Source organism: Xanthobacter sp. NM-25, assembly GCF_022138605.1.
Taxonomy (GTDB): Bacteria; Pseudomonadota; Alphaproteobacteria; order Rhizobiales; family Xanthobacteraceae; genus Xanthobacter.
The window spans coordinates 60536-85463 of the sequence record NZ_JACBFS010000006.1; the positions used below are offsets into that span (position 1 = coordinate 60536).

The 24928-nt window shown below is 63.8% G+C and carries 23 protein-coding genes; 9 read left to right on the plus strand and 14 right to left on the minus strand.

Annotated elements, in window-relative coordinates:
* Positions 1-257 precede the first annotated feature (257 nt).
* The 4 genes from MEU52_RS16915 to MEU52_RS16930 are packed head-to-tail and all read left to right on the plus strand — an operon-like array spanning position 258 to position 7557.
* The gene (locus MEU52_RS16915; protein ID WP_238123365.1) at positions 258-1748 is read left to right on the plus strand and encodes an ATP-binding protein; all 1491 of its coding nucleotides are present in this window, start codon (positions 258-260) and stop codon (positions 1746-1748) included.
* 1 nt (position 1749) lies between these two features.
* Positions 1750-4494, plus strand: coding sequence for a Z1 domain-containing protein (locus MEU52_RS21975; RefSeq protein ID WP_238123364.1), 2745 nt, complete (start codon positions 1750-1752; stop codon positions 4492-4494).
* Positions 4491-5489, plus strand: coding sequence for a PD-(D/E)XK motif protein (locus tag MEU52_RS16925; protein WP_238123363.1), 999 nt, complete (start codon positions 4491-4493; stop codon positions 5487-5489). The genes MEU52_RS21975 and MEU52_RS16925 overlap by 4 nt, the downstream gene beginning before the upstream one ends.
* The gene (locus MEU52_RS16930; RefSeq protein ID WP_238123362.1) at positions 5482-7557 is read left to right on the plus strand and encodes an AIPR family protein; all 2076 of its coding nucleotides are present in this window, start codon (positions 5482-5484) and stop codon (positions 7555-7557) included. The genes MEU52_RS16925 and MEU52_RS16930 overlap by 8 nt, the downstream gene beginning before the upstream one ends.
* 391 nt (positions 7558-7948) lie before the next feature.
* Here MEU52_RS16930 and MEU52_RS16935 read toward each other — a convergent pair whose 3' ends face one another.
* The 4 genes from MEU52_RS16935 to MEU52_RS16950 all read right to left on the minus strand — a co-directional run bounded on the left by MEU52_RS16935 (position 7949) and on the right by MEU52_RS16950 (position 10502).
* Positions 7949-8464, minus strand: coding sequence for a hypothetical protein (locus MEU52_RS16935; protein ID WP_238123361.1), 516 nt, complete (start codon positions 8462-8464; stop codon positions 7949-7951).
* Between the two features lie 268 nt (positions 8465-8732).
* Positions 8733-9173 carry a type II toxin-antitoxin system death-on-curing family toxin gene (locus MEU52_RS16940; RefSeq protein ID WP_238123360.1) on the minus strand — a complete coding sequence of 147 codons (441 nt, stop codon included), beginning with the start codon at positions 9171-9173 and terminating at the stop codon, positions 8733-8735.
* Positions 9170-9394, minus strand: a complete 225-nt coding sequence (locus MEU52_RS16945) for an AbrB/MazE/SpoVT family DNA-binding domain-containing protein (RefSeq protein WP_238123359.1) — start codon at positions 9392-9394, stop codon at positions 9170-9172. Before MEU52_RS16945 ends, MEU52_RS16940 begins: the two co-directional genes overlap by 4 nt.
* A gap of 103 nt (positions 9395-9497) precedes the next feature.
* Positions 9498-10502, minus strand: coding sequence for a PGN_0703 family putative restriction endonuclease (locus MEU52_RS16950; RefSeq protein WP_337927149.1), 1005 nt, complete (start codon positions 10500-10502; stop codon positions 9498-9500).
* 272 nt (positions 10503-10774) lie between these two features.
* On the opposite strand from MEU52_RS16950, the gene MEU52_RS16955 reads away from it, so the two are divergent.
* Positions 10775-11539: a hypothetical protein gene (locus tag MEU52_RS16955; protein WP_238125021.1), complete on the plus strand. Its 765-nt coding sequence runs from the start codon at positions 10775-10777 to the stop codon at positions 11537-11539.
* A gap of 911 nt (positions 11540-12450) precedes the next feature.
* On the opposite strand, the gene MEU52_RS16960 is transcribed toward MEU52_RS16955, so the two are convergent.
* Together MEU52_RS16960 and MEU52_RS16965 are read right to left on the minus strand one after the other, a co-directional pair.
* A complete protein-coding gene (locus tag MEU52_RS16960) occupies positions 12451-12756 on the minus strand; it encodes a hypothetical protein (RefSeq protein WP_238123356.1) in 306 nt (101 codons plus the stop codon).
* A gap of 77 nt (positions 12757-12833) precedes the next feature.
* Entirely contained in the window at positions 12834-13025 is a 192-nt protein-coding gene (locus MEU52_RS16965; protein WP_238123355.1) for a DNA-binding protein, read from the minus strand.
* 161 nt (positions 13026-13186) lie between these two features.
* Between MEU52_RS16965 and MEU52_RS16970 the strand changes: the two genes are divergently transcribed.
* From MEU52_RS16970 to MEU52_RS16980, 3 genes are all read left to right on the plus strand, one after another.
* Complete coding sequence (locus MEU52_RS16970) at positions 13187-13567, plus strand: hypothetical protein (protein WP_238123354.1); 381 nt, start codon at positions 13187-13189, stop codon at positions 13565-13567.
* A 588-nt stretch (positions 13568-14155) separates the two neighbouring features.
* The gene (locus tag MEU52_RS16975) at positions 14156-15400 is read left to right on the plus strand and encodes an MBL fold metallo-hydrolase (protein ID WP_238123353.1); all 1245 of its coding nucleotides are present in this window, start codon (positions 14156-14158) and stop codon (positions 15398-15400) included.
* Positions 15401-16294, plus strand: coding sequence for a hypothetical protein (locus tag MEU52_RS16980; RefSeq protein WP_238123352.1), 894 nt, complete (start codon positions 15401-15403; stop codon positions 16292-16294). It begins immediately after the preceding gene.
* 6 nt (positions 16295-16300) lie between these two features.
* Here the strand turns inward: MEU52_RS16980 and MEU52_RS16985 are convergent, their stop codons facing one another.
* The 5 genes from MEU52_RS16985 to MEU52_RS17005 form a co-directional block, all read right to left on the minus strand.
* The gene (locus MEU52_RS16985; protein ID WP_238123351.1) at positions 16301-16831 is read right to left on the minus strand and encodes a hypothetical protein; all 531 of its coding nucleotides are present in this window, start codon (positions 16829-16831) and stop codon (positions 16301-16303) included.
* A gap of 146 nt (positions 16832-16977) precedes the next feature.
* The gene (locus MEU52_RS16990; RefSeq protein ID WP_238123350.1) at positions 16978-17469 is read right to left on the minus strand and encodes a hypothetical protein; all 492 of its coding nucleotides are present in this window, start codon (positions 17467-17469) and stop codon (positions 16978-16980) included.
* Between the two features lie 88 nt (positions 17470-17557).
* The gene (locus MEU52_RS16995) at positions 17558-17971 is read right to left on the minus strand and encodes a hypothetical protein (protein WP_238123349.1); all 414 of its coding nucleotides are present in this window, start codon (positions 17969-17971) and stop codon (positions 17558-17560) included.
* A 254-nt stretch (positions 17972-18225) separates the two neighbouring features.
* On the minus strand, positions 18226-18579 hold the full coding sequence (locus MEU52_RS17000; RefSeq protein ID WP_238123348.1) for a hypothetical protein: 354 nt from the start codon (positions 18577-18579) through the stop codon (positions 18226-18228).
* Between the two features lie 51 nt (positions 18580-18630).
* Positions 18631-19641, minus strand: a complete 1011-nt coding sequence (locus MEU52_RS17005) for a helix-turn-helix transcriptional regulator (protein ID WP_238123347.1) — start codon at positions 19639-19641, stop codon at positions 18631-18633.
* Between the two features lie 181 nt (positions 19642-19822).
* Here MEU52_RS17005 and MEU52_RS17010 point away from each other — a divergent pair, with 181 nt between their 5' ends.
* Complete coding sequence (locus MEU52_RS17010; RefSeq protein ID WP_234050711.1) at positions 19823-20068, plus strand: helix-turn-helix domain-containing protein; 246 nt, start codon at positions 19823-19825, stop codon at positions 20066-20068.
* A 33-nt stretch (positions 20069-20101) separates the two neighbouring features.
* Here MEU52_RS17010 and MEU52_RS17015 read toward each other — a convergent pair whose 3' ends face one another.
* From MEU52_RS17015 to MEU52_RS17025, 3 genes are all read right to left on the minus strand, one after another.
* A complete protein-coding gene (locus MEU52_RS17015) occupies positions 20102-20815 on the minus strand; it encodes a hypothetical protein (protein ID WP_238123346.1) in 714 nt (237 codons plus the stop codon).
* Positions 20816-20879: 64 nt separating this feature from the next.
* A complete protein-coding gene (locus tag MEU52_RS17020) occupies positions 20880-21905 on the minus strand; it encodes a hypothetical protein (RefSeq protein WP_238123345.1) in 1026 nt (341 codons plus the stop codon).
* Positions 21906-22242: 337 nt separating this feature from the next.
* Positions 22243-24765, minus strand: coding sequence for a calcium-binding protein (locus MEU52_RS17025; protein ID WP_238123344.1), 2523 nt, complete (start codon positions 24763-24765; stop codon positions 22243-22245).
* Between the last annotated feature and the right edge of the window lie 163 nt (positions 24766-24928).

Genomic DNA, 24928 nt, shown 5'->3' on the forward strand with positions numbered 1-24928 from the left:
ACGGTGATTCGGATGTTTTTTCCAGTGGCCAAGATGCGCGGCCTCCCTGCGTTCCGAGACACCAACCCTAGCCAGCATGCACCGCTTTACATCATCTGTCTCCAACTCAATGGAACCGGAGACAGATGAACCCGTCAAAGCCCTGGTGGAAAGGCGCAATTGCCGTCATGCGCGGCCTGCGTGTATTCTGGTATTGGTTCGACTCCGGTGCACGTCGCCAGTAATGCGAATCAGATGCCAGCCACCGGGGACTTCCGTTGCGACCTGTCGAGATCAATCCATCCCCCCGCGCGCTGCTCCGCTCCCTTCGAGGGCTTGGCTATTCACCGGAAACGGCACTTGCCGATCTGATCGACAATTCGCTCGCCGCCGGCGCTCGCCAAGTCGATATCGGGCTCAACTGGCGTGACGGCGATCCGCTTGTCGAAGTCCTCGACGATGGCGCGGGCATGGACTTCGATCGCCTGATTGAGGCGATGCGGTTCGGTGGCGAAGGTCCGGATGCCGAGCGCGGCAGTGATGATCTTGGTCGGTTCGGGCTTGGGCTCAAGACCGCGTCGCTCTCCCAGTGCCGGGAGCTGACTGTTGCCTCTCGCCGGGATGGGGCCGTGGCACGGCTTGCCTGGGACGTCGATCGTGTCGGTGGTGGCTGGTGCGCTGATGCACCGGAAAACTCTCCCGCCGGTGAGCTTGCCGCACGGTTCGAAGAGGCGGGCGACGGCACATTAATCAGTTGGAATCGGATGGACCGCCTCGGTGGCCTTTCGGGTCTCGATCGAGACGGGTTCAACGACCGCATCACCAGCATCCGCGCGCATCTCTCGATGACCTTTCACCGTTTCCTGAGCGGCGAGGCACGGCGGCTCGCTATCGGCGTCAACGGGTTGGCGCTCCGCGCCTGGGATCCGTTCTGCCGCCAGCACGATGCGACCATGGTGCTGACGCGCGACATCATCCGCGGACCCGACCAGTCGATTGCGGCGCGATCCTACATTCTGCCGCACCGCGACCGCTTCACCAGCGAGCTCGAATGGGAGGAGGCCGGGGGGCCGGGCGGCTGGGTCGAGCGCCAAGGCTTTTATGTCTATCGTGGCGACCGTCTGGTGTCGCCGGGCGGCTGGCTGGGGCTGGGTGGCGCGCGTGCCTGGACGCGCGAGGAATCGAGCCGGCTCGCCCGCATCACGCTCGATCTGCCGACTACGATGGACGAGGCTTGGCGGATCGACATCCGTAAGTCACTCGCCCGCCCGCCGGCCTGGGCGCGAGCTCGGCTGGCCGGTATTGGCACTGACGCCCGCCGGCGCGCTCGCGAAGTATTCGCCTGGCGAGGCGGCGGTCCGACCGGGCGCCGCAGCGGGGCAAACAAAGACGGCGAGGTCTGGCCATGGGAGGCCAGAGGGGAGAAGTTGGTGCCGCGTTACCGTGTGCGGCGCGATCACCCAGCTGTTGCAGCTGTCTCTGAGCTACTCGGCGACGATGCGGCACTGCTCGAAGGACTTCTGTCGGCCGTGGAGCTGACCGTGCCAGTCGAGCGCATCTGGCTCGATGTTGCCGAACAGGGCGGGGCGGAACCAGAGCGGCCGACGAGCTCTGAAATTGCCGCACTGGCGGCACCGCTTGCCAGCCTCGTGCGCAGCATGAACAACCCAGGGGAAGCCGGAGAGCGTCTTGATTCGGTGCTGCGGTCACTCGGCGTGGTCACACCCGCGCTGCGCGCTGCAGTGATCCGGCATCTGGGGGAGAACTGACGTGATAGATCCGATCACACAGCTCGCGAACATAGCGCGAGTTGCGCTCGGCCCGCGCGCCGGCGACCGCACCCTGAGCGTCGAGGAAATCCGGGCGGTGGTGGCGGCGAGCGCACCTCTGGTCACGCTTGCCACCGGTCACAGTATCGGGAACAGCGAGATCGACGCGGCGACACGCGATCTGGAGGCGCTGTTCGTAGTGGCACAGGGGCCATCGATCCGGCTTCAGAATGATCAGCTGCCGCCGCCCTGGTATCTCGGCGAGAAGCGGCGGCCGGGCCACTGGTTGAAACGTTATCTCCAAAAACTTGCCGAGGACAATTGGGCGCCGTGCGCGCTTAAGGGGCTCGAGGAAAGCACGTCCGAGGTCATGGAGCTTGTCGATGATCCGAGGCGCGCCGGTCCGTGGGACTGGCGCGGTCTGGTCGTCGGCAACGTCCAGTCGGGCAAGACTGCCCATTATGCCGGGCTCATCAACCGCGCCGCCGACGCCGGTTACCGCGTCATCATCGTGCTGGCCGGCATGCACAATGTGCTGCGCCGCCAGACTCAGCTGCGCCTCGACCAGGATTTTCTCGGCTTCGATACGGCAGGGGTCAGCGGCAGCGGCGGGCGCCGCCGGATCGGCGTTGGGCTGTTGCCGGGACCGATCATGCTCGTTGACAGCCTGACCACGTCACAGCTCAACGGGGATTTCAACCGCGCAGTCGCGAAGAATTCCAATTTCGCGCCTGGCGAGCGGCCGTTCATTTTCGTCGTCAAGAAAAACGGCGGGGTGCTGAAGAACCTCAACCGCTGGATCGCGCGGCTCCCGGCGCTCTCGCGCGATGCCCCGCTGCTGGTGATCGACGATGAGGCTGATCAGGCCTCGCCCGACACCGGCGACCAGGGGTTCCTCGCCGACGGCAGTTTCGATGAGGATTATGATCCCAAGCGGATCAACGGTGAGATCCGCAAGCTGCTCGGCTCATTCAGCCGTAGCGTCTACGTCGGCTACACCGCGACGCCGTTCGCTAACATCATGATCCATGATGAGCGGACGGCTGAGAATTATGGCGCCGATCTGTTCCCCTCGACCTTTATCGTCTCGCTGTCGGCGCCGGATGATTATTTCGGGCCGCTCGCGGTATTCGGCCGCGACGACGATGCAGATTCGGTCGGGCTGCCAGTGATCCGGCATCTCGATCAGACGGCGGAGGCCTGGATTCCCGATCCGCACGACAAGACGTTGAGGCCGGTATGGCAGGGCGCGGCGCGGGTGCCGCCGAGCCTGTCAGCCGCGATGCGCAGCTTCATCCTCGCCTGTGCCGCGCGCGCCGCCCGCGGGCAGGTCAATACCCACCGAACCATGCTCGTCCATGTGTCGCGCTTCCAAGATGTCCATGACTTGGTCCACGCCCAGGTCGGGGCCGAGCTCCGAGCGATCCGCAACGCCGTCGGCGCCGGCGACACGGTCGAGCTGGCCGGGCTCAAGCAGCTGTGGAACGACGATTTTGTGCCGACAACTGATGCGATGGCATCGACCGTGTTTGGCCGGTCGCTTCGTCCGGTCAGCTGGAGCGAGGTGTCGGCCAGGCTTCCCGAGGAAATCGACCGCATCCAGGTGACCGTCGCCAACGGCCGCAGTCGAACCGGCATCGACTATGATGCGGCTGAGGCGGCGGGTCAGAGCCTATCCGTTATCGTCATCGGCGGCGACAAGCTGTCGCGCGGGCTGACTCTGGAAGGGCTTTCGACCAGCTATTTTCTACGCATCTCGCGCCAATATGACAGCCTGCTGCAGATGGGGCGCTGGTTCGGCTACCGGCGCGGCTATGCCGATCTCTGCCGGCTCTACACCACGCCGGACATGGAGGCATGGTTCCGCCATCTGGCGACTGTCAATGAAGATCTCCGTGCGCAGCTGGCGCACATGAAGATCACGCTCGCACGGCCGAAGGATTACGGGCTCAGCATCGCAACCCACAGCGTGATGACCGTCACTGCCGCGAACAAGCGCAGGTACGCCGTCGAGCGGCCGGTGAGCTACGGTGGGGAGGGCAAAATCCAGACCGTGCAGTTCCGCGATACCGACAATGTAAAGGCCAACGCAGTCGCAATCGACGCCCTGCTGGAGGAACTGGGCGCGCCCGGGATCGATCCGGCGCGGCCGGGCGGTCGCAGCAGCGCATCGGGGCTTATTTGGCATGGTGTCCCTGGTAGCCGCATCGCCGCACTGCTCAATGCTGTTGCATTCCCACCGGAAAGCACCGACGTCGACGGACTCCGGATGGGCGCCTATGTGAACGCACAGCTCGCCCGCGGCGAGCTCACCGAGTGGACCATATTCGTCCCGGCGGGAACCGGCGCGCCCGTCTCCGTCGGCGGACACAGCCAGCGTTCGGTGCGACGCTCGCCGATCTCCAAGACCGATACGCGGTTCATCACCAAATCGATCCTCAGTCCGCTCGATGAGGCGATCGACCTGACCGACGATCAGTATCGCCGAGCGCTTAAGAAGACCAACCGTATCCTGGAGGAGAAAGGTGAGCCGCCCGCCGCCCGTCCGTCCGGGCCCCAGATACGCGCGGTGCGCGGTGACGACCCGCGCCGCGGTCTTCTGCTGCTGTATCCGATCGACCCGGCCGATGCCGGCCTGGAACCGGGCACGCCAATCTATGGCATTGTCGTCAGCTTTCCGAGCTCGCCGACAGCCGCAGCCGAATGGCGACTGGAGAACTCCGTGCAGCAGCGTGGCACATCGTGAGCAGCGGTGCTGCCGGGCCTGCGGACCTGCTTGCTGAATGGACAGCACTGGAGGCCGTATCGCCGGGCGACCGGCTGTTCCGGAGCCGGCGGCTCGACCGGCCGCGCGGCATTGATCTGCGCACCGGCCTCAGGGAAACCGACGGCGCACCCTGTCTGATCGCGCGGCCGGAGAGTGTGTCCGAGGGACTCGCGCTGTTCGAGACCGGCGGACTAAGACTGGCGCGCGCGGCGGATCCGGGTGGCAATCTGCTGGTGTTGTCACTTGAAGAGCGGTCGCGCCGCGATCTGTTTGCGGAAGTGTGTAGCGACGTCGTGCGGGCGCTGGTGCTTAGCGAGGAGGAGGGTGAACTCGACCTGCTGTCCGAACTTGGCGCGCGTCTCGCGGCGTGGCGTGCGTTTCTGCGCGATCAATCGGGTGGCCTGACCCGGCAGGAGACGGTGGGGCTGATCGGAGAACTGCTGCTGCTTGAACAGCTCATCACCCGAGTGCCCGACGCCCTGGGCGTATGGAAATCGCCGGACGACGGCCTGCACGATTTCGAGAATTGCGGCCATGCGCTTGAGGTGAAAACCTCGCTCGGATCAGCGCGACGGCTGCATATCTCGGCGCTCGATCAGCTCGACTTCGCTGGCCTCGCGTCGCTCCATGTCACGCATGTCCGCCTGATCGAACAGGCCGACGGCGTCACGCTCGCACAGCTCGTCGAGCGGCTTTCCGCAGGCTTCGCATCTGATCGCGACCGGCGGAGGTTCGCCAATGCACTGCTGCGGCGCGGTCTCGCGCCCGGCGCCGATGGCGCTTCCGGACCTGCCGTTCTTCATGCCGGCATCGAATATTACGAGGTTCGTCCGGGCTTTCCGTGTCTCAGCCGATCGACCGTCCCGGCGGGGATCGCGGATGTCGCGTATCAAATCGAGGTGCAGGCGTTGGCCAGTTTTCTCGTCGACGGCAAGTTTGTCATGAACCGGCTGGGGGGCAGGAGTGATGGCTGAGGATGCGACCGCAGAATTCGCGCGAACACTGGCGGCCGAGATCGACGAGGCGCGTGATGATCCGGCCGTGGGTCTGCCATCGACCGAGGGGCTGTTCACCCGCATCGTCATCAACGAGCTCGAAGAAATCGGCCATTTCGAGGCCGCTTTCGACCTCCCACAAGAGGGCCGGGTCGGACGCTCGCCCTTTCAGATCAGCGGCTATGCGATCGATGAGGATGCCGGCCACCTGACACTGTTCGCGACGCATTATTTGGGCGACCTTCCGCCGCGGCTCGTGCCAGCCTCCGATCTGCTGAAGACCGCCCAGCGTGCCGGCACCTATGTCGCTGCCAGTATCGGAGGACTGGCCGATCGGCTCGAGCCGTCGAACACTGAGGCCGGCGATCTTGCGCGCAGTGTCGCCGCGCTTGGCGGGCGTATCGACCGGTTCCGCATCGTCGTGCTGACCGACGGCATCGCCGGCGGTACTCTTCCGGCTGCCATCCAAAGCTATGGCAAGGCCGTCGAGCTCGAGCTCTACGACATCGTTCGCCTCCACCGTGTGCTGGGTGAGGGGCAGACCCGCGCCGACATTGATGTTGATCTCGTGGGGCTCGCCGGTCACCGCATCGCCTGTCTGCCGGTGGCGTCGGGCGCGGGACATTATGAAGCGTACCTAGCCGCTTTCCCTGGCGAGACGCTCTCGCGCATCTACGACCGCTACGGTACCCGTTTGCTCGAACTTAACGTGCGTGCGTTCCTGGGGTTGTCTGGTCGCAAATCTGTCAATGCTGAGTTGCGCCGGACGCTGGTCGATCAGCCCGAGATGTTCCTCGCATTCAACAATGGCGTGGTGGCGACCGCTGACGAGGTGCTGCTCCAGCGCGAGGGCGGCGCGGTGTTCCTGACCGGGCTGCGCGGCCTGCAGATTGTCAATGGCGGGCAGACCACCGCGTCCCTGCACCGCGCGCGGCGCAAGGACAGCATCGGACTCGAATCGGTTGAGGTACCAGTCAAGATCATCCGGGTGACGGACGGTGATCTGGAAGAGATGGTCTCGTCTATTTCGCGCGCAGCGAATCGCCAGAATACCGTGCAGCAGGCCGATTTCTCGGCCAATGACCCATTCCATCGCGAGGTCGAGACGCTGGCCAACAACGCTTGGCTCGAATCCGGGCGCGGACGTTGGTTCTATGAGCGCGCGCGGGGTTCCTGGCTTGCCGCCGAGCAGAAAGCATCCTACCGCACCACCGAGCAGCGCCTGTTCCGCGAGCAAACTCCAAAGGCCCGCCGGCTCGGCAAACTCGATCTCGCGCGCTATCTGTCGGCCTGGAACGGATACCCGTGGCGTGTCGCCCATGGCGGCCAGAAGAATTTCCAGGCATTTATGCAGCGACGCAAGGAACAGAGCGCGCCACCGCCGGACGCGACTTGGTTCCGCCACCTCATCGCCATAACGATTCTCTATCGGAGTACCGAAAGGTTGGTCCGGACGAGGAAGTTTCCGGCCTATGGCGCCAATATCACCGCCTACTTGGTTGCGGCGCTCGGCGAGCGGACCGGCGGGCGTATCGATTTCGATTTGGTGTGGCGGCACCAGAGGCTGTCGGCTGAACTCGAGGCTCTGGTCACCGCCTGGGCGCCGCTGGTCGACGAAGTGCTGCGCGCCAGCGTCGGCAGCCGTAATCCGACGGAGTGGTTCAAAAAGGAGGACTGCTGGGCTGACGTGCGCACGCGTCTGCCCGCGCTCGTCGATCCGCTGCCGCCCGAACTCAGGGGGACGCCGGTGACAGGCGGCACGTCCACCGCTGATCAGCCCGCTCCCGGCCTCAATGTCGCGGACTACGATCGGATCGAGGAATGTATGCGGGTGCCCTCGTCAGTCTGGGTGGCAACCGCGGAAGCAGGCCAGCGCAGCGGCGTACTGCACTTCAAGCTCGCCGGCATCTGTATGACGCTCGCCAACTATGCCGCGGGCGGATGGTCGCGCCGGCCGTCGGTAAAGCAGGCGAAACATGGCCTGGAGAGCGTCGCGAAAGTGCGTGCAGCTGGTCTGTTCGACGAGGATCAGCGCGAGGTGGGGTGATGTATTGGCCTGCCCGTCCGCTTGAAATCTAATACATTGTGACGCTGCCGGATTATATGCTGACTCTAGCTTTCGATCACGATGGGCGCTTCCGCTAGGCTGCGCCGCATGGTTTTTCTCCTGATCGAAGGGCGTAACTTATTCACGGCCAGAATTCAGGGAAGCATGTCAACGGCTGGGAAGCAGGTGACGAGTGAAGCCGAGAAGAGCTGGACATCCACAGCTCGCACCCCGAGTAGGCGAGCATCCACTTCCTGAAAAGACGCTGATGTCTGCGTTGGCGCACATCGGTCAACGAGGCTGAATGCCCCAAATAGGTTACAAGGCGAGTGTACTTGCCCCCAGCTCCGCAAACCAGCGCGTTTTGGAGCGCGACAAGCATTTCCGGGAGTCATGCACAGGTGCTTGTCGCTTCCCGTCCCAGAGCTTCGACAAGCACCTGCAGGGCGTCGTTCAGCAGCGGCCACGCCCAGTCTTCATAGACCTCGCCCTCCGCGACAGAGAGCGACAGGGCACAGGATGTTCTTGAGGTGGCGGAGGCCGCGTGTGTGCCCGCCGCAAGATGGAGCGTCGGCGATAGGGTGAGACCGAGGCGCATCGCGTAGGGGTCATCGGTCGGACCGGCGACATGCCGCTCGCCGCCGGGGCCGCCCGGCTGATAGCTCATGCAGAGGGGCAACCGCTCCTGGATCTCGTCGTGGGGCCTGCCGAGGATGATGGAGGCGTTCTGCTTGTCTGCCGGATCAATGCTGAACACCACGCGCATGTCGGGCTCGGCCGCGTGGAGCTTGATGAAGAGGGCCGGATTGCACCACGCCCGGATGATGGCCTCGGACGGGGCGTGGATCAGGCGGCGGTGGCGGACGAGAAGCTGGTGCTGGCCGGTGGCGGAAACGTGCGGGAACATGAGACGACCTCTCGCGTGAGAAGAGCGCCTCATCCCGGCCTGGGTGGCTTTACGGAGAAGGTCGAGAGAAGAGCCCAGCGGAGGAAGCCGCTGGAGTAGAAGAGATGGGAAGAAAGAGGTCTGTTGTTGGTCTTGAGGCAGAGGGACCCAGGCCAGGGATGAGGCGCTGCCGAGCGGGAGTGCTGCGGCTCGCGTCATATAAAAAGGCGGCGCGGGCCGAAATACACGGCACCTCTTCAGGGTATGAACCCGCCGTGGCCGTGGGTTTTCAATCCGCTGCCTCTTGGATCAATGGCGCGATCCGGTCCGCCAGTTCGTCTTCGCTCAGCTCGCTTGCGGCCAGCGCCAGCCAAGTGGTCACCGCCGTAGCGTCGTCCATGGTGAGTTCGTAGCCGTTGAGGGCCAGGAACAGCTCGCACACCACGAAGGAGGTGCGCTTGTTGCCGTCCACGAAGGGGTGGTTCTTGGCGATGCCATAGGCATAGGCGGCGGCCAGTGTAGCTATGTCGGAGGTGGACACCTGCGCTCCGGCGGCCTCCTCCGGCTGCATGTAGTGATACCGGTTCTTCGGGCGATCGAGAGCTGTCTCCAGCAACCCTTCGTCCCGCACGCCCCGGCCGCCACCGTGCTCCGCAAGCTGGGCGTCATGAACGGCAAGCACCACCGCCTTGGTCACCCAGCGCGGCTCGTCCCGATGGTGCTCGCTCATTTCGCGAGTTCCCGGAGCACGTTGCGGCGCTTCTTCATGATCTTGCGGGCTTCCTCCATCTGCGTCTCGAACTCGGGCTCGTAGGGCGACAGGTGGTAGCCGTCCGGGGTCTCGGTCAGATAGAGGGTATCGCCCTGGCCCACCTTGAGGCGCGCCAGCACCTCCTTGGGCAGAACTGCGCCCACCGAGTTGCCGATCTTTCCAAGCTTCAGCGCGACCATGACCATGCTCCCTTCTGTATGAACGATTGTATGAACCATATGGCGGCATCAAGGCCAGTCCGCTCCGCTATTCCGGACAGGGAGCGGATCGGCCTCGTGCGGCTCACTCATCGGTGAACGGTTCCCAATCCTCGATGAGGCGATGGACCGGCGTGAAGTCGGTGTAGCGCTCGTGCAGGCGGGCGGCGAGGTCAGGGTCCCCGGTCTCGCCGATAGCCGCAATCACGGCCTCCAGCGTCAGGGCCATGAAGGGCACGCTGTCTGTCCGGTCGGCCAGCATGGTGCGGTAGAGGTCCACGGCATTCCAGACGTCGCGATTGCCGGCGGGAGCGATGACCACGAAGATGGCGCGGGCGCCCGGCCCCAGCCGTTCGCGGATGAGGGCTGCAAGCAGGTGCTCGGCGGTCAGCTGAACCAGCGGATCGGCCAGGAGGCCCGGCGCCTCGGGATCGAGGTGGAGGGCGCAGGTGCGGGTCAGCTCGCGGTAGCGCGCCGTGCTGCTTCGGCCCGGCTGGCGCATGGCCTCGGAATATTTCATCTCGATGGCAATGAAGGCCGGGCCGCCGTCCGGGGCAAGGCCACTCACGAAGAGGTCGAAGGCGGTGTAGTCGCCGAGATAGGTGGGGTCGCCCCGGCCGGGCGAGTGCTCGAAGGCGAGCTTCCTGACTTCGCCGAAGAAACCGGGGAAGAGGTGGTTGAAGAGGGCAAGGCCGTGGTCAAGTGCGGTCTGGCAGCGGGCAAACAGGTTGAAGGTGAGCGGCTGGCTCGACAGGAGGTTCTCCCAGAGCCTCTGCTCTTCGATGAAGGCGCCAATCTCCCGATAGGCCGTCGCGCGGCGGGTCAGGCGGGCGATGTCGGGGGTCAGGAGGTTGCGGCCCCGGCGGGCGTCGTCTGGATCGAGGCGGCTGCCGAGGATGCGCTGGCGTCCGTCCCTGCTCCGATGCCAGCCCGGTGCCAAGCCTCGGCTTTCCCGCCAGATGGATTGAAGCAGGCGGGCACAGCTCGCAAAGCGCGTGTCACCCGGCTCATTCACATGGTAACGCCGGAGAATATCCCGAGGCACAATCGGAAGAAGTGAATTGTCGTAACCATATGTATTATTGGGCATTTCGTCACCCGATTGCTGATCGGTGACGATATTTCCTGTCGGCCCGCGACAACATCACACAGCAGTGCGTTGATATGCCGCAGCGCGCTGACCACTCGAATTTCGGCGAGAAACGTATATATTATAAGCTTGGGCTGTGCCCAGGCAAAACGACCCAACGATGCCTGGAGGCTCAATTGCCAGACCTCTCCGAATTTGATCCCCACACTCCTCTCGCGGCGCGAACGCTAGACGAATTGTGGCTGCCTTACGCCGATCGGGACGAGCGGCAGATGCGAGATATGGTTTTCGGGCCCAATCAGGCAGCGTACGAGCAAAGCCTGAAACCATGCCGTGTAAACCGCCATATAACTCACACACAGCTTGAGAATGTTTACGATGCGGTCCTGTTCGCCAATGAGCTAGGGTCAGTTCTAAACGTCGAGATTACAGTGACATGGAGGTATGCAATAATTTTAGACTACAATGAGATTGAGATTAATTACAAAAAATTTTCGGATCGTCTCAGAAAATTTCTAGAGTATCATAACTGCCCCGTACATTATTATGCCATCTTTGAAAATGGTCCTAGTGAAGGGTATCATACTCATTTTGCAGCACATATCCCTGATCGCATTCGGCCCGAATTTAAAAGCTGGCGGAGGCGAGCTGCGCGGGATTGGGCAGTTGCACTTGATGTGAGCGCGCGTTTTCTGCATGTGCACATGCATCGCGACGACAATGTCGCAGCGCAGTGGAATCTTTTCAAGTACCTCATGAAGGGCCTCAATCCGAAGCTGTCCCGTCTCCAGAAACGAGTCATGCCTAAAGCGGATACAGCCAATTATTATTATGGGGTTCAGAAAAGAGAAGCTGGAGCAATCATGTTAAACCGGGTTCGGATCGCGCGGGCACTCGGACCTTTAGCCCGATCTAAACTACCATTTTATGATAGACCACATGCGATAGATGGCGTTTCATTTGCTGATAGGTATTCGGATCTGGTATTTCGTCGGCGTGGGGTGGTAAGGGCGTTACAAGCAATGGTGCTGATTTGATCAGCCTTCATTGCCGCTTGGAAAGCTGAGCATGACCTGACGGCCCCGGTTCCCGACCGGGGCCGTTCGCGTATTGAAGCGCGGAGACATGGAGGCGCAGGTCACGCGCTATCCGGTGAAGCGGCATAAAATCAGGTAGCAGCAATCTATTCGGCTGGCGCCGTGAAGCGCGGTCGGAGCTGAGGTAGCATCCCCACATGAACCTCTGTTATTTTTCATATCTGTTATTTCACCTCTTTTATTTCACCTCTCTTTTGGTGGATTTTCTCAAAAAATGGACGTAAACCGAATTCAAAATGGAGGTACAGAGGCATAAGTTATTTGGCGCCAATGCCTTAATGAAGGTCGCGGGGCTTAAAAGCGATTTTGGGAGGCCCCTATGCGCGCCAGCAGGGCGGCGAGGCCGTGAGCCGGTTCAGCGGCGGGGTGGCCGTCGCGGACGATGGTGCCCCGGCCGGGATAGAAATTCTATTCGTCGATTTTGAGCTGATAGGCGGTCTTGCGCTCGAAGCAGATGCCGAGGGCGTTCAGGCGATGGATGGCATGAACCATCCGGGGCGGGTCATCGGGCAGCGGGGCGTCGCTGGGGGAAAATGCTTCTGCTCATCTTGGTTTTCTCCTCCTGCTGCCGAGGTGGTGGCAGAGCGCACCAGGGCATGGGTGATCTGGGGCAGATGGTCAGGGGAGAGGGAGAGGGAGAGGGAGAGGGAGAGGGAGAGGGAGAGGACGGCAGGGGGATCGTCATCGCAGGGGGGTATTGCGAATATGGTGCGCGAGGCCGCGCGTGAGTAGTGCTGACCTGCGTCTCGTTTGCCGGGGGCGCCCTCGCGCCGTGCTGCTGGGCAAAATAAAAGCCTCCGCGCCGGGTTGAACGGCAGCGGAGGCTGTGAGAGTCCGATTTGTCGAAGGTCTCAGGTGTTCGTGGGTGGCCCGAAAGGTCCCCACGGTCCCGGATTGAATGTGGGCTCAGGTGGGAGTTCGTCCCGGCTGCGGCCCAGCAGCGCCAGCAAGGCGTCGATGCCCCGTTCGGGCAGCAGGCCGTAGCCGTGCCGGACGATCCGCCCACCGGTGAGGCAGAACGTCAGATCCTTTATTTTGAACACCTCCATGTCGTCATCCATTGTGAAGGGGATGTTGAAGATCTCCAACATCTCGATGAAATCTCCAATGGGGTCGTGTCCGCCGATCCAATCAGCGGGGAGGGCTTGGTTCTGCATGGTGATGTCTTTCGGTGTGTGGGAGGCTGCGGCGTCAATTGTCGGGCCGTGTCGTGCTGGCGGCATGGAAGGCGCACTCACCCGGCGCCGCTGGGCAAAGCATCCAGCCAATTGCGCGCCGCATCCATGGTGATGAGGGTGCGCCGGCCCACCTTCTTGATGCGGAGCTTGCCGCACTCGATTTCCTTGTAGGCCAAGGTGCGGCCGATGCCGGCCCACTTGCAGAACTCAAGAATGGAAAGGGCGCCGTGCCCGTCTGCCTGTGCCATCGCGATCTCCGTTGATGTGGCACTGGCCCATATAGAAGCGGCTTTTCCGCCGACTCATCGCAGGCCGCGAAAAAATTGGCGCGCCCGGTTCTGACGAAGCAGGCGATTACGCTCCCGCTGGGCTGCACCTGCTTGGGCGTGCAGCAGGAGCGGAGGCCGGCGTGGCGCGAATTCTGCGATCAGCGATAGTTGTTGGTATTTTAGTAGTGCTCTTTGCGGGCGAGGCCACCGCGCAGCAAGGCGTGACCTACGGCCGCTGGGCCGACAATCCGGCAGGGTGCGGCGACACCCAGCATAGCGGCGTCGTGAATTTCGAGGGGTTCGTCTTCAACAAGCTCGCCTGCCGCACGAAGACGACACGGACCTTCTATGGCGGCGAGGAGCGGGTGATGACCTGCGACATGGGCGAGACCAAAGGCAGCGAGGGGCTTCTCACCTTCGTCCGCACGTCCGACGCCACCCTGGAACTGGAAATGCACATCTTTGCCCCGGCGGCGCCGATCAATGGTCGGATCGCACTTTTCGCGTGTCCGACCCGCTGAGGCCGTGGGCCGGCGTCATTTTTTCGCGGGAGCGGCCCTGCCATCCCGCTCTGGCTGCGGATCAGAAAGCGATGCCCGAAAATGACGTGGCATGGGGCCATCATTCCCAGATCGGCTTCCTGTCAGAGGAGGAACATTCATGAGCATGATCGCTGTTGTCTTGATGCTTGCTGCGGCTCTTGTCCTCGGCTTGTTCCTGGCTGGTGCAGCCATGGGAGGGGCGCTGGAGGCCGGAGATCGCCACCGCTGAGAGAGCCGGGCTCTTTCAACGGTGAGAGGGGTAAAAATTATTCGGCTTATTTCGCAGCATTACTGGCGAATTGCATGCACGAACGCCGCTATCAAATACCACTGCAACCGCGCCATTGGGGGCGCCAGGCGCTTTGATCCCGACCAACTGCCCAATCACACTTTTTGCGTGCGCAGGCGCCGGTAATCATCCTGCTACGCCCAAGATTGACGTAGGTGTGTGGTAACCGTTCCGACCCACGCGATAACAGGGGGCGGAACATGCGCGCGACAGGACGATGGCGGGGTGGGCGGACGGACGCGGTGGCGGTTGCCGCTGCCCAGCTCTGAGGCCCGCTCATGCGTGTACGCATTCATCGCGGGACGAAGGAGATCGGCGGGACGGCGGTGGAGCTGGAGGCCGAGGGGCAGCGCCTGCTGCTCGATTGCGGCTTGCCGCTCGATGCCGAGCCCGATGTTCCTGTCGTGCTGCCGGAGGTGGCGGGCCTCGCGGCCCCTGATCCCTCCCTGCTCGGGGTCGTGCTCTCCCACGGCCACCGCGACCATTGGGGGCTGCTCGGCCACGCGGCCGGGGCCCCTCAGGTCTATATGGGGGCGGGAACCGAGCGCATCCTCGCCGCTTCGTCCTTCTTCATCAAGGACGTGCCGGCGCTGAAGGCGGCAGCGCATCTGGAGGATGGCCGGCCGCTCGCGCTCGGGCCCTTCACCGTCACGCCCCATCTGGTGGACCATTCCGCCTTCGACGCCTATGCCCTGACGGTAGAGGCCGGCGGGCGGCGGCTGTTCTATTCCGGGGACATCCGCAGCCACGGCCGCAAGGGCGCCCTGTTCGACCGGCTGGTGAATCGCCCGCCCAAGGACATCCACGTGATGCTCATGGAGGGCTCCAGCCTCGGCCGGCTCGATGAAGAGGCGCGCTTTCCCACCGAAGCGGAGATCGAGACGGAGCTGACCGGGGTCATCGCCCGCACGCCCGGCATGGTGCTGGTGGCAGCCTCGGCGCAGAACATCGACCGGGTGGTGACGATCTTCCGTGCCGCCAAGCGCAACGGGCGCACCCTGATGGTGGACCTCTATGCGGCCGAGATGCTGCACGCCACGGGGAAGGACACCATCCCGCAAACCTCCTGGCCGGCGGTGGCGCTGTTCACGCCCTGGCATCAGCGGGTGAAGGTGAAGAAGGCCGAGCGCTTCGACCTGATCGAGCGCCACAAGGCCGGCCGGGTGTTCCCGGAGGACCTCGCCGCGCACCCTGAACGATACGTCGTGCTGTTCCGGGGCAGCCTGCTCGATGACCTCGTGAAGGCCGAGTGCCTGGCGGGCGCCCACGCCGTCTGGTCGCAATGGGCGGGCTATCTGAAAGATGAGAAGACGGCCGCCCTCCTCGCGGCGCTGAAGGCGCAGGGCATCGGCTTCGAGGTCATCCACACCTCGGGCCATGCGGCCATCCCCGATCTGAAGCGGCTTGCCGGCGCCATCGCGCCGCAGGCCCTGGTGCCGATCCACACCTTCGAGGCGGATCGGTTCCCATCCTTGTTCGAGAATGTCGTCGTGCGGCGCGACGGCGAATGGTGGGAGGTGTGAATGGCTGAGTTCAAGCGGGGTATCCGCAAGAAGGGCATGATCGAGGCGTTGGCTGATCTGGCGACCCGGCCCGGCTGGTGGCGGGACGTGCTCCAGGACAAGAGCCTCGTCATCGGCGTGCGGGACGACTATCTCAACATCTATTGGCGCGGGCAGTCCATCTTCAAGGTGGAGATGAAGCATGACCGCATCATCGCCACCACCCATCCGAAGTATCTGCTCGATCCCGACCTTTCCGGTCAGGTGGCGCTCGACACCGAGACCGGCGCCTTCGCGCTGGACGGCCTCGACGCCCTGACCCGCATTTATGTGCCCGGCGAGACGCTGCCCAAGCTGAAGCGGGCTGCCGGTCTGTTCGCGGGGGACGAAAAGGCGGGCGTTCAGGCCATCGTCAATGCCAATCCCAACGTGGTGGATGTGGAAGTCGCCTTCCCCGCCGAGCCGGGCAGCCGCAGCGCACCCCGCATCGACATCGCCACCTTCGACGAGACCGATGCGGGCGTGAAGCTGGTGTTCTGGGAGGCGAAGGTGCTGGGCAATCCGGAACTGCGTACATCCGGGGAAAAGAACGTCGTCAAGCAGATCGAGACCTACCGGGCACGCCTTGCGCAAGACCCAGGTCAGGTGATCGAGACCTATCAGACCATCGCCGCCAACCTCGTCGCTATTGCCGGAATGAGCGGCGGCGCACGTACGGTCGCGGATGCGGTGCGCAAGGTGGCGGAGGGCATGCCGCTCGCCCTCTCGTCGCCTCCTGATGTGCGGCTGATCGTTTACGGCTTCGACAAGGACCAGCGCGACGGCGCCTGGAAGAAGCTGCTGGCGGACAATGCCGAACAGCTCAAGGACATCGAGATCCTCGCCCGCGGGAATCCCGGCGACATCCGGCTGTAAAGGTCATCAGGCGGTAGCTGCGGCGATCCCCGCTTTCAGCGCCCGCATGAGTTGCTCTGCGTCCGCCCCGGCCCGGTGCCGGGGCGGTTCTGCTTCCAGCGCGGCCATGGCACTCTCACGGTGCGCATCGGGCAGGCTGAGCAGGAGGGCTGACCAATTGCCGAGGGAGAAGCTCGGCTTCAGGCTGCTGGCGGTGAACAGGGTGCGCAGCCAATAGGCATCATAGGGGCCGCCGTCGCACCAGACGAGGCCACTGCCCAGCTTCTCATTGAGCAGAGCCGCGACATCCTGCGCGGCCATGCCGGCCGAAAGCTCGCTCATGGCGATGCCGTGGACCCGGCGTGACGCCAAGCTCCAATGGCCGAAGCACCGCCAATCGTCGGTGGGCCGGATCAGGGTGGACCAGACCGTGATGGGAGCGTCCTTCCGAGGCCACACCGCGACGCCCACCTCGATGGGATAGCTACGCTCCTCCAGGGAACTCGCCTCGAAGTCGATGATGCGCACGGGCCAGGAGAGGGTCATATCGTTCGCCATCCTTATCGATCTCGTGGTTCTTGACGGCATATCTGCGGGCCTGAGCTGGCGCTCGTGGCGCATGCGCACGGACCTCTCTTCGCAGAAGTCCCTGAGAAAGCTTGTCTCTTTCCAATGTGTTATGGAGGCCAAAACCGGCCGGAAACTCAAGATGCGCCGGAGCTGGCGGGCTGGCCCGAGACCTTGAATTTCGCGCCGCTGTAATGGGCATCGAAGGCGAAGCGGGTTCGCTCGGGGGGCAGGCGGAAAGCTTCGAGGATCGCTGTGCGGAAGCTGTCGCCGGACAGGTGCCGGTCGATATAGGCGGTGAAGACTTCATCGCGGACATGATAGACAACGCGCCCGCGCGGCCAGTCTTCATATTCGCCCATGAGCTTCAGCTTTTTCCGCAGGCTCGGCCAGAAATCGTAATGGGCCATCGCCTCGGTTTTGAAGTCGCCATAGTCCTCCGCCTCCGGCCACGGTGTGCGGCAGGTGAAAAGCTCGGGGCGGCCCGCCTGCATCACGAACCAGAAGATGCCAACGCAGGGAACCGCATCGGCGGAGTCGGAAGGGGCAGAGCCGATGCCAGTCTGTTGCTTCGAGGTCATCATGAAGGGCTCCCGCGCGGTCGCGAGTAAGGGTGGAATGCGGCGCACAGGGCACCGTGAGGCGCGGGGCTATTTCTTGATGTCGACGCGGGTGGCCACAGCAGAGGGGGCAGCATGACGGGGAACCCGCGACGCTTCACTTCGCCGCCGTCCCGGGGCTGCCCGCCGGGCAGAAATGATAGGTCGTGGGATCACCGGCCCCGGATGCTGCCTTGTCGTTATCCCGCGTCCTCACGATCAACATATCGGGAGGCTGCGGCGTGAGCTCATAGATGCGCGGTGAGAACTCGCCTTCGCTCTCGCACTCCATCTTCAGGATATAGGAGGCGGAAAGGGGCTGCACCGACCGGATCTTGCAGTGATTTTCGTATTGGTGCAGTTCCGTTTTGTCGATGTAGAGGTGATCCATCCCGTCGGGATCGCCGCAGCCCCCATATTCACCAAAGGAATAAAGACCGGGCCGGATTTGCGCCAGCGGCCCCTTCTGCGCAAAAGCCGGGCTGATGAAGCTGATGGCCAGCACAGCCAGGGCCGGAAGAGCGAAGGCCATGGGTCGTGCGATCGTCGGATGCGCTGCCATTCTGGGACCTCTGTGATGTCGCGGAACGCGTCGGTACCATTGCGAAGAGCAAAGGGGCGGCTCTGCATTTACGATGCTTGCTCAGCGTGAGGAGCAACGGCTTCGGCAGAAGACTTTCTGACTTCGGCGCTGCCCGGCGAGGTGACGACGCGAGCGGGATGCTCCTCACACAGCGCAGAAAATGAAGTTCCGGGCGCCGCCGCCGATCGCGGCGATGCCATGCACTACCGGGACTTCACGGTGGTGCAGAATTCTTTATTGAATGCCGAGTAAGTGGGGATTTTCTTGGTGTCGCAAACCTTAAAGCAGATTCCATCAAAGTCCTGACGATTGCGAACCGTGAAGATGTTATCCAGCGCGCTCAATCCCCGCTGCGTCGACATGGACATATCGCTGGTGTCGGTGCAGTCGGTGAGGTTCTTGCACGCGTCCAGAACCTGCCGATGCAGCCACCTGCACTCTTTGTCGGTCCATCTTTCCACGTCCGGGACGACGATCTGCGCCGACACGCTTGCTGGGAGCAACAAGGAGAACAGTGCAAGTGCGCTCAGGGAGAGACGCTTCGGAAAAGTCGACATTGTGACCTCGTCCTGTTCGATGGCGTTACGCCCTCAGGGCGCACCCTGTATTCACGTTGCTCGCTCAGTTTGTGACAGCAAGCTGCGCAGACGTTCCGGCCGCACCGCCTCCACATGGTCACGCCAGGGGGCCAGGAAATGCGCCAGCTCCATGAGACCGCCGGCCTCTAAGGTCACCTGAAGGCGCCCGTCTGCCAGCTCTCGCATCTCCTGCGTCGGATGGAAGGCGGTGTTGCGGGCCTCGGCGGCAGCGGCGGGAGCGAACAGCAACTCGATGCGCTCCGGCTCTTCCTGGAAGAAGCGGAAGGAACGGTCCGCATAGGCCCGAAGGTCGAAGCCTTCCGGCCGGCGGCCGGGCTCGTCCAGCTCGGTGGCATGGTCGATGCGGTCGAGGCGCAGCAGATGGGGCTTCGGCCGGTCAAGAAAACCCGAGACGATATAGTGACGCGTGCCCAGGATGAGACCGAACGGCACGAGGCGATAGAGATGCGGCTCTTCCTCCCCGATCTTGCGGTAGCGGACCTCCACCGCGCGCTCGGCCAGAAGGGCGTGGCGGATGGTCTTCAGCACCTCGGGCCGGCAGAGCTGCGCCGGGCCGGGCACATGGGCCCACACCTCCGTGCTCAGATGAGCTTCGATATCCGGGTCAAGGCGCAACGCCTCCTTCGGCAGCAGGGCCGCGCCGATCTTCCGCCGGAGACTGTCGAGCAGGTCGGCCCGTGCTGGGTCACGGGCCCGCATGGCCTCAGCGAGGTTGCTGAGTTCCGCCAGTTCCTCCGCCGTGGGCATGGTGAGGAAGCTGAAGCCCTTTGGCAAAGGCAGGCGGTAGCGCACCTTCGGTCCATTCGACTCGTAGTCCGGCAGGCGCTCCAGTTCGCCGAAGGCTTCCTCCACCAGATCGCGCATGCGCTCGGCGGTGCGGCGGGACAGCTCATATTCCTGCTGGATGTCGTCGATGGTCCGGCCGCTAGTATTCGCGGCAAGGTACAGCGCCAGGTCCAGGGCGACCTTCACCTTGCTGAAGCGGCTGTCCTCAGTGGGCTTCCTGTCCTTGGTGACCATGGGATGAATCCGCCCTTTCCGTTCCGCCTTCTGCCGACCCGTGCCTGACGCTGCGGCGCTGCAACTTGAGGGCGAGCGCGCGGAGGCACAATGCGGCATTTTATCTGAAATCTCGATTATCCGAAAAGCCGATTAACTGAGCGGCTCCCGTCGAAATCCCATTGGGGATCGGAAGCTCGATGTGCCGCGTGACCTGCGCCAGCCCCGCTATGCCTGCCTGCGCCAATTGGTGATCGAGGCCCGCAAGACAGCCGGCCTCACCCAGGCGGCCGTGGCCGAGCGGCTGGGCCGTCCCCAATCCTATGTGGCCGACATCGAACGCAATGAGCGCCGCATCGACGTGATCGAGTTCCTGGCGCTCGCCGAAGCCATCGGCGTCGACCCCTTGGGCCTGCTCCGGCAGGTGCGCGACGTGCCGGCCGAGTGAGATGGCGTGGCGGCCGGGGCCGAGAAGGCGCGCTTATGGTGTCATCTGAAGGCGCATCCAAAAACGCGTGGGCCCCCCTTTGTCCACATAGATGCGTCCCGTGCGGCGTTGGCCGTCGTAGTCCGTGAAGCTCACCTCATATCCGGTGAGGCCATCACCATCCGTCAGCGGATCATAGTGATCGATGATCAGGCATTGGCCGGCAGGAAGGCTCGGAAAGTGCCGGGTCGAAACCGAAGTGGTAAGTGGCCCGCCGGTCTCGGGATCGGAAAGCTGAGCGGTGATGCCGGCTGAAGTGACCTCGATCCCGGTCAGCGGATCCGCCCCCGGATTGGCGAGGCAGACGGACATGCGCCGGTCATCCCCGTGCCGCCGCAGCCAAAGGGCGACCTGCTCGCCTGGGCCTGTCGGGCAGGGGATGAAGCTGCCGAGTGGCTCGGGGCTGCGCGGCAGGAACGTCACCGGCACGCTGGAGATCTTTGGCACGAACGGGTTCCCCCGGCCGATGGCCTCGACGCTGGCAATCAGCAGGGTCGCGCCAGCTGTGTTGCAGGCCCGTTGCGCCGCCGCCAGGGCCGGACGCACCAGCCCGCCGTCATCCGTCTCGCAGAACTCACCGACGACAGTGACATCGCGCTGTGCGAGATCGGCCGCGACGGCAGCTTTTTGCTCGTCCAGCGCCACAGCGGACGCAGCTGGCTCGGCCGGACGTGTGCGGTAGTAGATCACGATCGTCTTGGCGGACATGCGGGACATCCTGGAAACGGCGGAACGGTTGCGGCGATGGACGGGAGTACCTTCTGCCGTCGTGCTATGAAGCCAGCCCCCGCGCCTGGAGGTTGGACCGCAGCCCTTCGACCCCGCCGAGGTCCCGCACCACGATGCGCACGTCGAGGGGCCACGTCCGCGCCAGCTCCAAGGCGCGCAAGATGGCGTCGTTGATCCAGCGGTCGTCATTGCCGAAGGCCCCGCCTCCGAGCCGGGTCAGGTACACGCGTTGCGAACCGCCGCGCGCGAGGTTCTCCAGGGCGCAGAGCAAGGTCGCCTCATAGGCGGCCTCCAGCACCAGCCTCGCGAAGATGGCCCACAGCGCCTTGGGCACGCTGCGCTGGTAGCTCACCGGCAAAGCCGAGCAGAACGCCTGCGTCACGCTCTGGCCGGGTGTCTCCGGTTCGTCCGTCACTTCCACATCGGCATGCACCCCGATCCGCAGCAGGCCACGCAGGGTGTCCAACCCTTCGGCGTCGAGGTCCGCCACGGCCGCGTCGATGGCGGCGAGGCCGTCTTTGGTGCACAGGGCATAGCCGTTGCGCATCTCCCACAGGTCGCTCACGGGTTGAGCCGTCAGCGCGCCGAGCCGGGCGCCGAGGTCCGCCAGCCCGTCGAGCTGCCGGTCGCGGGTCTGGCCGATGCCGTCGCCCACGGGGGCGAAGTAATTGCGGAAGATGGTGGCCGCACCGGCCGCAATGGCGCAGGCTGGCCCCTGGGTGGGGTCACCTTCATAGCCGGCGACACCATGCTCGGGGGTGACGCAGTAATCCATCATCTCCAAGAGGTTGAACTGGGAGGCCACCTGGAACAGCGCCCCGGCGCTCTCGTGCCGCCGATGCAACCGCCGGGCATCCGCCTGGATGAAGTCGACCTTCAGGCCGCCCGTGTCGCCCGGCACCACGGCGCGCCGCCGCAGCTCGTCCAGCGACACCAACTCCAGCGTGCCGATGCCGAAGGACCGGCCATTGACGTGCGAGTGCAGGCGTCCGTCCCGAACCTCCAAGCGGTCTCGCGTCTCGTGGTAGCCGGCCTCTTCAAAGCCCGTCAGTCTGCTAAACCAGCTCATGCGTCCCCGCGATGTGGTGTGCCGGGCGCTCAGCACGGCAGATCTCTACGTTTCTCTCGTGAGGCAAACTCATACACGTTCGCTGCGTCAATTCCGGTCGCAGGTCAGCTGGTGCGTGAGACGAGCCACCCGGATTCAACAGTTCGGGAGCCACAAGCGCGGCTGCGATCTACTCGACGTTATTGGAAAACCGCACTATCGCCGCTGACTGAAGACAGTGCGGATGAGCAAAGGCACCGTACCCTTCCCCATGTTCTCAATTGAGCCGTTCCCGATGCCCCGCGCGATCTCGCCGAAGACGGCGCAATGGCGCGGGGCTGCAAGGTGCTCGCGGCGATTACAGAACGATGCTGCCGGAGGCGAGAGACGACACCCCCGCGAGCTTGACGGAAAGGTCGGCCGTCTTGTCTCCGTTCACGTCGGCCTGGAGCACCCCCTTGGCGAAGCGCAGTTCCCCTGCCGTGCCCGAGAACGCCTTCGTGCCGATATAGACGAAGGTGTCGTTCGTCTTCGTGGCACTCCTGGCGTCGAGGGCAGACAGATCGATCTTGTCTCCCGCCTTGGCGGAAAAGTCGGTGATCGTGTCGGAGCTCTTCGAGGTGGAGTCGGCGAGCGCGGTATAGACGAAGATGTCAGCTCCGCTGCTTCCGATGAGGGTGTCCGCCCCGGCCTCGCCATAGAGCTTGTCGTTGCCCGACCCGCCCGTGATCTTGTCGTTGCCGGCGCCACCCTTCAGCGTGTTGGCTTTGGCGTTGCCGGTGACGACGTTGGCGAGGCTGTTTCCCACGCCGTTGATGGCCGCCGTGCCGGTCAGCGTCAGATTCTCGACGTTGGACGCGAGCGTGTAGCTGACCGAAGACTTCACGAGGTCGGCGCCCTCGCCCGCCTTCTCCACCACCTTGTCACGGGAGCTGTCCACCACATAGGTGTCGTTGCCTGCACCGCCGTCCATCGTGTCGTTGCCGGTTCCGCCATTGAGGATGTCGTTGCCCGCGCCCCCGTTGAGGGTGTCATTGCCGTCGTCACCGTTCAGGGCATCGTTGCCCCCCGCTCCCACCAGATTGTCGTTCCCGGAGCCTCCATCAATCCGGTCGTCGGCACCGATGTCGGACGCCCAGTCCCCATAGAGCCAATCAGCGCCATCGCCCCCAATCAGGCGGTCCTTTCCATCGGCTCCGATCAATGTGTCGTTACCGGCGCCGCCGTCCAGGGTGTCGTTGCCGGTTCCGCCGTCCAACGTATCGTTGCCGGCTCCACCATTGAGGATGTCGTTGCCCGCGCCCCCGTTGAGGGTGTCATTGCCGTCGTCACCGTTCAGGGTATCATTGCCACCCTCGCCCACCAGATTATCGTTCCCGGCCCCTCCATCGAGTCGGTCATCGCCGCCGACGCCAGATGACCAGTCTCCGTAAAGCCAATCATTGCCGTCGCCGCCAAGCAGCCGGTCATTGCCGTCGGCTCCGATCAGGTTGTCGTCGCCCGTGCCCCCGGTGATGGTGTTGTTCGCGGCATTGCCGGTTCCGGTGAAGGCCCCGGTCCCGATGAACGCCAGGTTCTCCACATTGGTGCCGAGGGTGTAGCCGGCCAGCGTCGTGCGCACCGTATCGGTGCCGCCGCCACTGGCCTCAGTCACCGTATCTCCGTAGGAATCAACGACATAGGTGTCGTTTCCGGTTCCCCCGATCAGCATGTCGATCCCGGCCCCGCCATCCAGCGTATCGTTGCCGGCTCCGCCGTTGAGGGTGTCGCCCCCGGCGCCGCCCTTCAGCACGTTGTTCCCGGAATTGCCGGTGATGACATTGGCGAGAGAATTGCCTGTGCCGTTGATGGCGCCCGAGCCGGTGAGGATCAGGTACTCAAGCTCCTGTCCCTCCATGTTGAACGACACCGAGCTCTGCACTGTGTCGGTGCCCGCGCCGTTGGCCTCGATCACCACGTCGCGGGTGGAGTCCACCACATAGGTGTCGTCACCGGTCCCGCCCGCGAGGGTGTCGTTGCCTGCGCCGCCGTCCAGCGTGTCGTTGCCGGCTCCGCCGTCGAGCCTGTCGTTGCCGGCTAAGCCAAAGATGGTGTCGTAGCTCGCGTCGCCCGTGAGCGTGTCGTTGCCGCTCGTGCCGTAGAGGGTGCGGACCGCGTTGGTCCCTGTCACGACGAAGTCTGCGTTCGTCAGCGCAAGGCCGGTCGAGAGCGTGGCGATCTGCACCGCGGCGCCGGAGCCCGTGCCGTCCGCATCATAAAGAAGCGCGCCGGTGGCCGAGTTGTAGATGATCCGGTCGCTGGCATCGTGAGCGGCCGAGCCGATATGGAACTGGTCTGCGCTCAGGGTGCCGGTGGTGAGGAGGGCGATGAAGACATAATTGTCCAACTCGATCGTGTCGTCAGCCACCGAGAAGTCGGTGATGATATCCGCCTCACCCGCAGTGCCGATGCTCGTATTGAAAACAAATGTATCCTTTCCGGCCCCTCCGGTCAGTGTGTCGATGCCATAGTGACCTTTGAGGATGTCGTTTCCGGCGCCGCCGTTCAGGATGTCGTCGCCGGCATTGCCGCTTAGCGTGTCATCGCCGATGCCGCCGTTGACCGTATCCTTGCCGGTGCCGCCATAGAGCGTGTCATTGCCGGCGCCACCCTCCACCGTGTCGTTGCCATCGCCGCCATAGACATTGTCGTCGCCATCGCCACCATCGACGATGTCGTTCCCGACCTGACCGTCGACCCAGTCATTCCCGGCTCCGCCATCCAACGTATCGTCGCCGGCATCACCGAGGACAGTGTCGGCGCCCCCATAGCCGTAGATGGTGTCGTTTCCGCTGCCGCCGGAGAGGGTCTCGTTCGCATCCGTGCCGCTCAACGTCGCCATGGTTCAAATCCCTGAAAATCAATCGGAGACAGGTCGCAGCAGGTTGCTGGAGGAGAAATGAACTCACGCCTCTCCGTCCCCGCTGCACGAAGCTTCAACTCAAGCCACCTGTCTGAAAGTCCGCTATCTGCAACACCCAATAGGCGTGCGGACGCTCGGTCAC

Bases quoted from the DNA above. Each gene is read 5' to 3' on its own strand.
- MEU52_RS16930 (WP_238123362.1), top strand. From the start codon at position 5,482: ATGGCTGAGGATGCGACCGCAGAATTCGCGCGAACACTGGCGGCCGAG.
- MEU52_RS16935 (WP_238123361.1), bottom strand. From the start codon at position 8,464: ATGTTCCCGCACGTTTCCGCCACCGGCCAGCACCAGCTTCTCGTCCGC.
- MEU52_RS16940 (WP_238123360.1), bottom strand. From the start codon at position 9,173: ATGAGCGAGCACCATCGGGACGAGCCGCGCTGGGTGACCAAGGCGGTG.
- MEU52_RS16945 (WP_238123359.1), bottom strand. From the start codon at position 9,394: ATGGTCGCGCTGAAGCTTGGAAAGATCGGCAACTCGGTGGGCGCAGTT.
- MEU52_RS16950 (WP_337927149.1), bottom strand. From the start codon at position 10,502: ATGCCCAATAATACATATGGTTACGACAATTCACTTCTTCCGATTGTG.
- MEU52_RS16955 (WP_238125021.1), top strand. From the start codon at position 10,775: ATGCGAGATATGGTTTTCGGGCCCAATCAGGCAGCGTACGAGCAAAGC.
- MEU52_RS16960 (WP_238123356.1), bottom strand. From the start codon at position 12,756: ATGCAGAACCAAGCCCTCCCCGCTGATTGGATCGGCGGACACGACCCC.
- MEU52_RS16965 (WP_238123355.1), bottom strand. From the start codon at position 13,025: ATGGCACAGGCAGACGGGCACGGCGCCCTTTCCATTCTTGAGTTCTGC.
- MEU52_RS16975 (WP_238123353.1), top strand. From the start codon at position 14,156: ATGCGTGTACGCATTCATCGCGGGACGAAGGAGATCGGCGGGACGGCG.
- MEU52_RS16980 (WP_238123352.1), top strand. From the start codon at position 15,401: ATGGCTGAGTTCAAGCGGGGTATCCGCAAGAAGGGCATGATCGAGGCG.
- MEU52_RS16985 (WP_238123351.1), bottom strand. From the start codon at position 16,831: ATGGCGAACGATATGACCCTCTCCTGGCCCGTGCGCATCATCGACTTC.
- MEU52_RS16995 (WP_238123349.1), bottom strand. From the start codon at position 17,971: ATGGCCTTCGCTCTTCCGGCCCTGGCTGTGCTGGCCATCAGCTTCATC.
- MEU52_RS17000 (WP_238123348.1), bottom strand. From the start codon at position 18,579: ATGTCGACTTTTCCGAAGCGTCTCTCCCTGAGCGCACTTGCACTGTTC.
- MEU52_RS17005 (WP_238123347.1), bottom strand. From the start codon at position 19,641: ATGGTCACCAAGGACAGGAAGCCCACTGAGGACAGCCGCTTCAGCAAG.
- MEU52_RS17015 (WP_238123346.1), bottom strand. From the start codon at position 20,815: ATGTCCGCCAAGACGATCGTGATCTACTACCGCACACGTCCGGCCGAG.
- MEU52_RS17020 (WP_238123345.1), bottom strand. From the start codon at position 21,905: ATGAGCTGGTTTAGCAGACTGACGGGCTTTGAAGAGGCCGGCTACCAC.
- MEU52_RS17025 (WP_238123344.1), bottom strand. From the start codon at position 24,765: ATGGCGACGTTGAGCGGCACGGATGCGAACGAGACCCTCTCCGGCGGC.